General features: G+C 35.8%; 9 protein-coding genes. 4 read left to right on the forward strand and 5 right to left on the reverse strand.

All coding sequences use genetic code 11. The annotated features are described in order from the left end of the window. Positions 1–27: 27 nt before the first annotated feature. The 4 genes from ACP6PL_RS30095 to ACP6PL_RS30110 all read right to left on the reverse strand — a co-directional run bounded on the left by ACP6PL_RS30095 (position 28) and on the right by ACP6PL_RS30110 (position 3,163). Positions 28–1,023, reverse strand: coding sequence for a hypothetical protein (locus tag ACP6PL_RS30095; RefSeq protein WP_426549046.1), 996 nt, complete (start codon positions 1,021–1,023; stop codon positions 28–30). A gap of 135 nt (positions 1,024–1,158) precedes the next feature. Further along, on the reverse strand, positions 1,159–1,548 hold the full coding sequence (locus ACP6PL_RS30100; protein ID WP_426549047.1) for a hypothetical protein: 390 nt from the start codon (positions 1,546–1,548) through the stop codon (positions 1,159–1,161). Between the two features lie 230 nt (positions 1,549–1,778). Beyond that, complete coding sequence (locus tag ACP6PL_RS30105) at positions 1,779–2,471, reverse strand: hypothetical protein (protein ID WP_426549048.1); 693 nt, start codon at positions 2,469–2,471, stop codon at positions 1,779–1,781. A 425-nt stretch (positions 2,472–2,896) separates the two neighbouring features. Continuing rightward, on the reverse strand, positions 2,897–3,163 hold the full coding sequence (locus ACP6PL_RS30110) for a hypothetical protein (protein WP_426549049.1): 267 nt from the start codon (positions 3,161–3,163) through the stop codon (positions 2,897–2,899). Positions 3,164–3,410: 247 nt separating this feature from the next. Here ACP6PL_RS30110 and ACP6PL_RS30115 point away from each other — a divergent pair, with 247 nt between their 5' ends. Beyond that, a complete protein-coding gene (locus tag ACP6PL_RS30115; protein WP_293103213.1) occupies positions 3,411–3,752 on the forward strand; it encodes a helix-turn-helix domain-containing protein in 342 nt (113 codons plus the stop codon). Then, positions 3,749–4,432 (forward strand): ImmA/IrrE family metallo-endopeptidase, encoded by a 684-nt coding sequence (locus tag ACP6PL_RS30120; protein WP_426549050.1) that lies wholly within the window; start codon positions 3,749–3,751, stop codon positions 4,430–4,432. The genes ACP6PL_RS30115 and ACP6PL_RS30120 overlap by 4 nt, the downstream gene beginning before the upstream one ends. Positions 4,433–4,762: 330 nt before the next feature. On the opposite strand, the gene ACP6PL_RS30125 is transcribed toward ACP6PL_RS30120, so the two are convergent. Then, positions 4,763–5,023, reverse strand: coding sequence for a hypothetical protein (locus ACP6PL_RS30125; RefSeq protein WP_426549051.1), 261 nt, complete (start codon positions 5,021–5,023; stop codon positions 4,763–4,765). A gap of 272 nt (positions 5,024–5,295) precedes the next feature. Here ACP6PL_RS30125 and ACP6PL_RS30130 point away from each other — a divergent pair, with 272 nt between their 5' ends. Both ACP6PL_RS30130 and ACP6PL_RS30135 read left to right on the forward strand, forming a co-directional pair. Further along, positions 5,296–6,732: a P-loop domain-containing protein gene (locus ACP6PL_RS30130; RefSeq protein ID WP_426549052.1), complete on the forward strand. Its 1,437-nt coding sequence runs from the start codon at positions 5,296–5,298 to the stop codon at positions 6,730–6,732. Next, a partial coding sequence (locus ACP6PL_RS30135; RefSeq protein WP_426549053.1) for a WD40 repeat domain-containing protein occupies positions 6,716–7,508 on the forward strand: 793 nt, incomplete at its 3' end. The genes ACP6PL_RS30130 and ACP6PL_RS30135, both read left to right, overlap by 17 nt.

A 7,508-nucleotide genomic window follows, 5' to 3' on the forward strand; every position in this document is an offset into this window, starting at 1 on the left:
TAATTCACCAATTCTAAATTCTGAATTCTACTTCGCTTGAGAACCATTATTAGAACTAGCAAAAGCCCTCATTGCCAAATCTTGAGCTTGCTGTATTGCAGCTTGTAACTGAGTAGAAATATCGTTAATTTGTTCAGTTTGTCGCTGAATTGTTTCCTCCAAAGATTGAATCTTTAACTCATAACCATTCTTCATTCCTTCCCACTCTTTTGCAAACAGATCAGCTTTAACTTTTGCCTCTCGATTTGCTTCTTGAATTGCCTCCTCTTTAGCTTTAACATAAGCCTTCTTTAACTCTTCTTCAAAACCATTAACTTTTTCTCTGTTTTCTTCAAATTCAACTTGATTTTCTGCCAGATAACTTTCTCTTTCTTGCCATTGTTTTTCCTTTTGTTGACCTAAATCTCGTAATTCTCGTTCCATATTTCGTTTCATTTCTTCGTAGTCATCTGTTTCAATTTTACGTTGACGTTCTAAATCATATTGATAATCAGCAACCTCTTTTTCTCGTTGTTTAATTAACAATTGATTTTCCTCTGCAACTGCTAATTCATACTCTTGTTGTTCCTTTTGCCAAGCCTTTCGCTTAGTCGTCATATCTTTTGTCTGACTTTCTTGATGTTCGTTAAAATTATGTTCTAGGAATCGTAACTTTTCTTGATGTTCTTGAGTTAAAATATGCATTGCATCAGCAACAATACGAATTTTTTGTAACTCTTGTAAATGTTGATTTTCTATTTCAATACCAAGTTTTAATTCGTCAAGTTTTGCCGATTCTTGGTGTAAATTTTCTAATAATTGATTCACAATACCACCAAAATCTAATTGTAAATCAGCCAAACCTTTAACAATACTATCAGTGGTATAAGTAGCAGCAGTTTCTAAGATTTGTTTACCTTTTTCTTTCTCTGCTTCTTCCTCCTTAGTTGCTACTTTTGATGTGATATTTTTGCGAGCATTTAAAATTTGCTCAAATGATTTCATTACTTGAAATTTGCTGTTTTCGGATGTAGCTTGTGTCATTTTTCCTCCATTAGTAATCTAAATTTAATTGCGATTTAACCTAGCAGAATTGTTTGTTTCATTCCAGTGAAACCCATCGGAAGATCGAATTTGCTTGTTTCTCCCCACACTTCCCATACTTTCCACACTTCCTACTTATCCCAATTTCCGAAGCTGTGTCAAAATAGCTTCATATTCTTGGGGAGTATTAATTTTTTTCTTAGCTGTTTCTGGAGCTAATGATTTTAGAATTTTCTGGCATTTTTCACAACGATTACCTTTCCAACAATAACAATCATCTACTAACTGTAAAAGAGTCGATTTTAAATGATGATTTTCTGTTAGTAATGCCTGGTAATTCTTGTGAATAGATTCAACAACTAAACTAATATGTCGTAAATCTTGACTGAAATTTTCCAAGTCATTAACAGTATCAGCTCGAATTTGATGCTTAACTTCTATTTTTCCTCGTAAATTTTCTTCCCACTGTTGCTTTCGTGGTGTTTTTGCACCTTGATAAATAGTGAATTTAGGAATTTTACTCATTTGTATTTCCTTAAGTTTTAAGATTTTTTTATTAGCATTCAGCTATCAGCTTTTAGCGTTCAGCTTTTCCTGGAAGATGTTAACCAAAAATGTTTTGAAAGTAATAACTTACTAAGGTTGATTAAAAACCTTTTTCTTGATAACTTTTAACTCTCTTTAGAGACTAATTCCTCCTTTAGTTAATAACTCCTAGCTAATAGCTGACGGCTGATTGCTGAATGCTTAGTAATTTATGAAGATAATGCAGCAGATGGTAAAGCTGTATCATCACTAGCATTTAAACTCAGCACTGAAGAATCAGAATTACTATTAGTATGAGCAGCCATCAAACTAGCAGTTTCATTCGGAGATAAATCATCTAAACAAACCATTTTTCTAGTTCCTTCTAAGTCAATCATTTTTGAAAGATTAGTTTGCTCTGAAAGTACTGCTGCTGCCTGATGAATAATTGACCAGTCTTTGCGTTCTTCCCAACGCCATTTTAAACTGTAATAATTAATAGGTTTTACTACACCATTTTCATCCGGCTTTTGACCGCTATGTTTAACAAATTCAGGAATAAAAATTCCTGTTGCTGGTTCAACTCCATTGGCTTGAACTGAGGCAATTAAACGATTAAAATCATTCAATGAACGACTTTTAATATATGTCACCATTAACACTCCTTGAGGTAATTCTCCTGACTCAGCTATAAACCAAAGTTGACCCCACAAAGTATTAATTGTTTGACCTAAATTGCCAAAAAATTTGCTGAATTTGAGGATTGTCATTGATACTTTAGAGCCGTAATCTGTGTCTCCAATTACCCATTGTCCTGATTGGCAATTATTACGAACTGCAATGGGAATTTCTGGTACTAATAAAGCTTGTTTTGGTTTGGCTCCAAAAACATCAATTTTGGGTTTTGTATTAGTATTAGACATTTTTTTGTTTCCTGTGAGTTTGATTTATTTCTAATTTTTTGTTATTAGTTGAATTCTACTTCAACTCTCGGCTTCTCAAGGTGTATAATGGGGGGTTAAAATCTCCCTAATTTGAGCTACTTGAATGACAAAGATTTGAGATTAATTTTTGAGAAGTCTAATGCTAGAAGTTTCAAGAGAGAAGTGTTCAGTTTCGGCGACAGCCGAAGTGCTTTTGCGCTAGCATTCCGATAGGAAAGTTGTGCGCCAGCAAAAACCTAGTATGATTGCTAATTCTCCAGACATATTAGGACTTACACAGAAACCGGGTTTAGCAATATTAAGCATTAACGGTAATAAACCCGGTTTGTTGGTTAGGTGCGTAAGTTCTAATAATTAGTTCTTCTTCCTTCCCCCTACTCCCTAATCCCTACTCCCTCTTCCTTCTAATTAATTAGATGTGACAATTTTGCTGGTTCTGGATATTTGTAATCTGTGGTTGCTTCTTCCTGAGCTTTAATAATTCGCAATGCTCCCAGTAAATGCTCCAACATTTCTATGTGAGTAGGAGTAAAGTGAATGCTGAAACCTTCCCCATCTCTTGCATATCCTGGGCAAACAAGAGAGGCAGAACTCTGTTCTTCATGGGTGGCAATATATAACCAGTCTTCGTCTTCTAGTTTGTAGTGAGTGTCTGTCCAGGTTCTTAGCATGATGGTATCCTCCAGGTGGATTATACTTGTGAAAACTAAGGGTAAATTTACAATTAGCCAATTCGAGCATGACACTATATATAGAGCCTAATTTTAATTGACTGAATTTTCAACCTTACCAGTAGTGTGCTTTAATTGATTTTTTTATCAACTAAATTTATTGTAGCGCTTGTTGATTTAATCGTCAAGAGTAAAGTTGAAATTTTCGTCAAATTGGTCTAAAATACTTACCAGGAGGTAAAAAGTCGTGGCAAAAAGTTTTGGAAAGCTAATTAGAAAGGCCCGCAAGGACAAAGGATACTCCCAAAGGGAACTGGCCAAGCATCTAGGAGTAGACTTCACATATTTGTCCAAGCTAGAGAACGATCGCGCTGACTATGCGCCAAAAGAAGAAGTGATTCGCGGATTAGCGAAGAATCTCAATTTGAATCCAGAGGAATTGATTTTCCTTGCTGGTAGAATTCCTCAACAGTACGAGGAAATTCTCAAGCAAAACCCAAGAGAGATGCTGGCATTATTCCGACGAGTACAGGAAAATCCTGAGTTCGCTCAAAAAATATCTCAAGCGGCAAGGGAGAATGAAGTATGAGTATCCTCAAACCCTATAGCTTTTATCGTAAAGAGTCGATTGAGCGTCGGGCAAATGATATTCTCAGGCAAATGCACAAAACGGCAAATTTTGCTCCCAAATGGCCTTTTGATGCTTCCTTAGTAGCTGATTTTTTGGATTTGGGAGTAGTTTGGGATTATATTCCACCCGATCAAGGAGGAGCGATCGCTGCTCGAATCTTACCAACCGAACGACTTATTGAAATCAATGAGGAAATTTTAGATAAACCTCAAGGGTTTCAAGAATCAACCCTTGCTCACGAAATTGGTCATTGGGTGCTACATATTAACCATGACGAAGCAGATGGAGTTGTCAAACAGTTAGAACTCGATCTAGGTGATTATGGAAAACCAAAAGAGTCAGAAGAATCTTTTGTTTGTCGGGGTGCAGGTGGCAGTAAAGTTGACTCTATTGAATGGCAAGCACAATATTTTGCAGGTTGTTTATTAATGCCGAAGTCAATTCTGGAAGAGAAAAGACAAGGTAGAGATTTAACTAAGTGGTCAAACCTTTATAAAATCAAAGATGAGTTAGGCGTGAGTATTTCTAATTTAACTTATCGTCTGCAAGAGTTTGGCTGGATTTCTATACCTAAAGGTAGTCGCACAATTTATCGGGGACCTACTGAAGTTAAGGGGCAAACACAACTATTTGGATGACACGCCTAAAAATGTAGGTTGGGTAGAACAAAGTGAAACCCAACTTATACCATTTTGAAAGAAAGAATGTTACAAAACTCTAGTTATCGGCAACAGGCAACAGAGATTCGTAGCAAACATTTATCAAACTGGTATTAAGCCTTATTGTTGTTGGGTTTTGTCCCTCAAGCCAACCTACACTTACAGCAGATTTCGGGCAAATGATGTACAGGGTAAATGGTGAAAATCATGTAGTGCGGGCATCTTGCCCGCGATGTGTGTACCTCATAACAACGGAAAGCGCTGTAATTGTTGTTTGCACAATTCTATGCATGGGCGAGTCTCGTATGGTTAGTCAATATTAATAGTTGTGGGAATTATGATGTTTACCGCTACATTCATTTGTTTGGTTATTTTTCGGTGGTTAGTTTGGGAAATGACTGTTTCTAATCCTGCCATTGCATCTAATTTATTTTCTACAACATTTTCGGGATTAATTGGGTTGATTTTGCCCTTGAGTTCGGGATTTGCTGCCTGGATATTTTCTCGAAAATGTTTGATATTTTCCATGATTTGTTTTCCTATTTCAAAAATTTGTTTGATGTTTTCCATGATTTGTTTTCCTGATTTGAATTGCTTGTTGTTAACACTATAGCTACAAATTTATTTTTTCCGCAAGGGGTTTTTAGGTTCTCTATACTTCAGTTATACTAAGGTCTAAAAGGTGTATTTAAAGTTGATTTTTATGTAGGTATATCTCAGGTATATTTGAAGTCTAATCTAGGTATAAAATTGATAATTTTTTTTGAGTTTAGATGCTAAATTTATATTAATAGTTATAGTTTTGCTATAATTTGCTGTTGTGAGTAGAGAGAGATTAGCTGATGGAATGGCTAGAATTTCTGGATTCGATGGCAATCGAACATGGATTAACCTCAGAAACTTTAAAGAAAATTTTTCCAAAAGCACATGAAAAACCAGTAGAGGTAAAAGTAGTAGCGGAAAAATTATATCTAAAAGAAGAATCTGTTAAGTCAAGAATGAGGCAAATTTATAAAAAATTTACGGAAATTTGTCCTCGATTAGAAGCTCATCAAGGTCAAGGAAAAGCTCTAATTTTACATCAATATCTTAGAGAAAAATATGCTGAAGAACGAAATAATTTCCCGCCCCAATCCGAATCATTAATTACAGGTTTTGAGCCATTAATTGAAGAGAAAACTAAACGTTTTTGTGGACGAAAATTTGTCTTTCAGGCATTCAATAATTTTATTAATGAAAATTCCCAAGGTTATTTTACTGTGATTGGGGAACCGGGGATGGGAAAGAGCGCGATCGCTGCTAAATATGTTAAAGATAATGGGGTTATTCATTATTTTAATGAGCTAACTACGGGATGCAATACTCCTGATGATTTTCTGAATAAAATTCGTCAGCAAATATCCCACTATTATCAACTACAAAATACTGACAGAGATGACTTAAAAATTTTACTGAATAAAGCTAAAGTTAAACTATCAGAAAATCGACCGTTAATTATAGTTGTTGATGCTTTGGATGAGGTGGCAACAACTGAACCAGGGCATAATATTTTAGACTTACCCCAAAACTTGCCAGAACAGGTTTATTTTCTGTTAACTCGTCGCCCCTATACTGCCGAACAAAAAAAGTTATTGGTTGCTCCTTCGGTGAAGATAAAAGAATTAGATTTGAGAGAATATAAACAATTTAATCGAGCCGATATTACCGAATATATCACTACTTATATTGACGCTCCCGAATATCAAGAAAAATTTCATTTATGGATGAAGGAACGACAATGTTCTCCCCCAAAATTTATCCAAACTTTGGCAGAAAAAAGCCAGAATAATTTTATGTATTTATATTTTGTATTGCCCGATATTGCTCAGGGGAAATTAGATGATTTGCAAATTCAACAATTGCCAGAGGGTTTAGAACAATATTATTATCGGCAGTGGGAAAGGTTGCTGATAAATCCCATTAAAGCGATGATTTTATCTATTTTAGTCGTGGCGGATCAACCGATCAGTTGTGAATGTATTACCGATATTGTCAATCAAAAAGAGTCTATGAGTAAGTATGATGTGCAGGAAGTTTTGGATGACTGGATACAATTTTTAAAAAAGCAAATGTTGGTAGGAGAGGAATGTTATTCTATTTATCACTTGAGTTTTAGTGACTTTGTTGAGAAGCAACGGGAGATTAGAAAAGCTATTCCAAAGTTAGGGAATATTGAACAAATGTTGTCTGACTATAATGATTCATTGTGGGAGGAACTTGAGGATGACTCCGAGGAGTAAGTTTACAGAAAATTTTGCTAAGTTATCTCCAAGTCAACAGCGACTTTTGTTAGACGATCCGCGCCTGAAAGTCGAAACAAAGCAAGTTGAAAAATATTATCAGCGTTTGAGTGATTTTAATTTTTTGTTAGCTAAAATTAAGCATCCAGAATATGGCATTGAGGCTTTAATAAATGATTATAAATTGTTAGATAGTTTGGAAATGATTGAGTTGAGCGATCGGGATAGGGATGCAGACAAAGCATTGACGTTAATAAAATTGGCATTGCAAAAGTCAGCACACATATTTACAGATGATGAGAGTCAGTTACCGGGGCAACTATTGGGGCGGTTGCTAGCACTACTACCACCACCTTATAAATACTTTTGGGAATACATACCTATTATTGGTAAATTTTTGCCCAAATATACTAAAAAAGAATTGCCACCAAAAAAACAAATGCCCATCATTGAGAAACTATTAACTGAGGCCAAAAAATATCGCGAACGACCCTGGTTGCGCCCACTAGCAGCAAATCTCACCCCTGCTCACCATCCTCTAATCCGTACTTTTACTGGGCATAGTGACTTTGTAACGGCAGTAGCAGTGACACCCGATGGCAAATATGTAGTTTCGGGTTCATTCGATCATACACTGAAAGTCTGGAATCTGGAGACTGGGCAGGAGTTACACACTCTCAGGAGGCATAGTGGCTCGGTAAGGGTAGTAGCAGTGACACATGATGGCAAATATGTAGTTTCGGGTTCATTCGATCATACACTGAAAGTCTGGAATC

It is taken from the genome of Dapis purpurea BLCC-M126 (assembly GCF_050015975.1).
GTDB lineage: Bacteria > Cyanobacteriota > Cyanobacteriia > Cyanobacteriales > Microcoleaceae > Trichodesmium.